Genomic DNA, 2,264 nt, shown 5'->3' with positions numbered 1-2,264 from the left:
GGACTGGCTCTTCCGGGACCCACTTGTCCCAAAAAATGAGATGTTTTAAGCACAAAATGATGCTCAAGTGGGTCCCGGAGTGCCTGTCCCCTGCTTTCCTTAAAAGCGCTAAACAGATACAAATCAAAAATGTTTGGTAACTGTTCACTTTAATAATATGATCTCCAGTGGTCCGGAAATTCGGCAAACAGGACGTAAAAACTCGCTCCAAGGAAGCGTAAATCAAAACCTCTTCAAGTTTTTCAACCAGAAAAGCTTCAATTATATTATGCTTTGAATCAAACTTGGTGTTTAACGGTTTTGATTAACGCTTCCTATGTCGCTCAGACAGTTTACGTCCAGTTTGCCGAACCCCCGGCCCCTGGCTTTTCGTCCGCAGGTGGTGAATAGCTACACTGTTTTTCTACTTTAAAAATGATAAAACCAGCACTTGATAATAGATCTGCTTTAAGTCTGTCAAATTCTGACCAGGCGTTAAAGATTCAGGGCAGGCCCTTTTACGTCCAGGGGACAGCTTCATTTGTAACCATTCAGGGGATGCCTCAAACGGCCCGGGGACAGTCCCCGCGACACCTTTTTCAGCACACACAAAAAGTACATGCGCGAAGTTTTGTGAGATTGCACAGTTAGTACTTAGCGGGGGACAGTCCCCAGGGCCTTGTGCAAGTAATCACCACCGAGGAACCCCCTGAATGGTTACCTTCATTTGAGGCTGCATCAGAAATGAGCAGGGGGCATTCCCAGTTGCCTGTAGCCCTCGTAGAGAATTATTCCGGCGGCATTGGAGAGATTAAGGCTTCTTACTTCTCCCCAGATGGGTATTCTTATGAGGTGGTCAGCCTGGGAGGTTATCTTTTCGGGTAGACCCCAGGTCTCGGGACCCAGAATCAGGTGGTCCTGGAAGGAGTAGGAGTGCCGGGTATAGTCTGCACCCTGCCTGGCACTGGTCATTATCAGCCTGTGGCTTTTATCTAAGTTCTGCCGGTATTCTTCCCAGTTTTTCCACAAGGTCAGCTCAACGTGTTCCCAGTAATCAAGCCCGGCCCTTTTGAGATACTTGTCATCCAGGCTGAATCCCAGTGGCCCCACCAGGTGAAGCGGAGTCCGGGTGGCGGCGCATAACCTGGCTATAGCCCCGGTGTTTGGCGGTATCCGGGGCTGATAGAGTACGATGTGCATTATACTTCAAAAAGCATTTCCAGGTCGTCCCGGGTCAGGGATTTCCAGGCGTTCTGACCGGGAATGACGGCTTCGGCAACTCCCTTTTTCTGTTCCTGGAGCTTGAGGATCTTTTCTTCAACGGTGTTTTCACAGATCATCTTGTAGGAGAACACCTGCTTGGTCTGGCCTATACGGTGCGTCCTGTCTGTGGCCTGGTTTTCCACCGCCGGGTTCCACCAGGGATCATAGTGGATGACATAGTCGGCAGCTGTCAGGTTCAGCCCTGTACCCCCCGCCTTGAGGGATATGAGGAAAACAGGGATGTCCGGGTTGTTGTTGAACAGATCCACCTGCTCCAGGCGGTCCTTACTGGAACCGTCCAGGTAGGCATGGGGGATCTCGTTCATATTCAGCCAGGAACGGATGATATGCAGCATCTGGACAAACTGGGAGAATACCAGGACCTTGTGTCCGTCCTCGATTATGTTGGTGGTAAGGTCTTTGAAGGCTTCAAACTTCCCTGAAGGAATGTTGTTGTTCAGCCCGGGCATATTCAGCCGCAGAAGCCTGGGGTGGCAGCATATCTGGCGCAGCTTGAGCAAGGCGTCCAGTATGGACATCTGGCTGGCGGATATTCCCTTTTCGTCCACCCTTTGCAGGACCTGCTCCTTGAGCTTTTTGGCCAGGGCGGAGTAGAGGTCAAGCTGATCATCCATCAGGGCGCTGTAGTATACGTTTTCCACCTTGGGCGGCAGTTCCTGGGCCACCTCGATCTTGGTCCGGCGCATTATAAAGGGTTTTACCCGGTTGCGCAGGTAAGCAAGGCTTTCTTCGTCCCCGTCCTTTATGGGCTTTACAAAGCCTTTCTGAAAGGCGTGCTGCGATCCAAGGAAACCGGGCATGAGAAATTCGAAAAGGGACCAGAGTTCCAGCAGGTTGTTTTCTATGGGTGTCCCGGACAGGCAAAGCTTGAAATCCGCCCGGAGCTTGCGCACAGAGCGTGCGGTTATTGTATTGGGGTTTTTGATGTTCTGGGCTTCGTCCAGGATAATGGCATTGTATTCATGTTCCTGGAGTTCTTCCAGGTCACGGCGCAGCAGGGC

The 2,264-nt window shown here is 51.1% G+C and carries 2 protein-coding genes; both read right to left on the bottom strand.

What is annotated here, in order from left to right:
• Positions 1-717 precede the first annotated feature (717 nt).
• Positions 718-1,179 carry a tRNA (cytidine(34)-2'-O)-methyltransferase gene (locus D5S03_RS03460; RefSeq protein ID WP_008869133.1) on the bottom strand — a complete coding sequence of 154 codons (462 nt, stop codon included), beginning with the start codon at positions 1,177-1,179 and terminating at the stop codon, positions 718-720.
• A partial coding sequence (locus tag D5S03_RS03455) for a DEAD/DEAH box helicase (protein WP_287042683.1) occupies positions 1,179-2,264 on the bottom strand: 1,086 nt, incomplete at its 5' end. The genes D5S03_RS03460 and D5S03_RS03455, both read right to left, overlap by 1 nt.

This window comes from Desulfonatronospira sp. MSAO_Bac3 (assembly GCF_003838035.1).
GTDB classification, from domain to species: domain Bacteria; phylum Desulfobacterota; class Desulfovibrionia; order Desulfovibrionales; family Desulfonatronovibrionaceae; genus Desulfonatronospira; species Desulfonatronospira thiodismutans.
This window is presented reverse-complemented; position numbering and strand designations above follow the sequence as displayed.

Coding starts and splice junctions, on each gene's coding strand:
- D5S03_RS03460 (WP_008869133.1), bottom strand. CDS start 1,179: ATGCACATCGTACTCTATCAGCCCCGGATACCGCCAAACACCGGGGCT.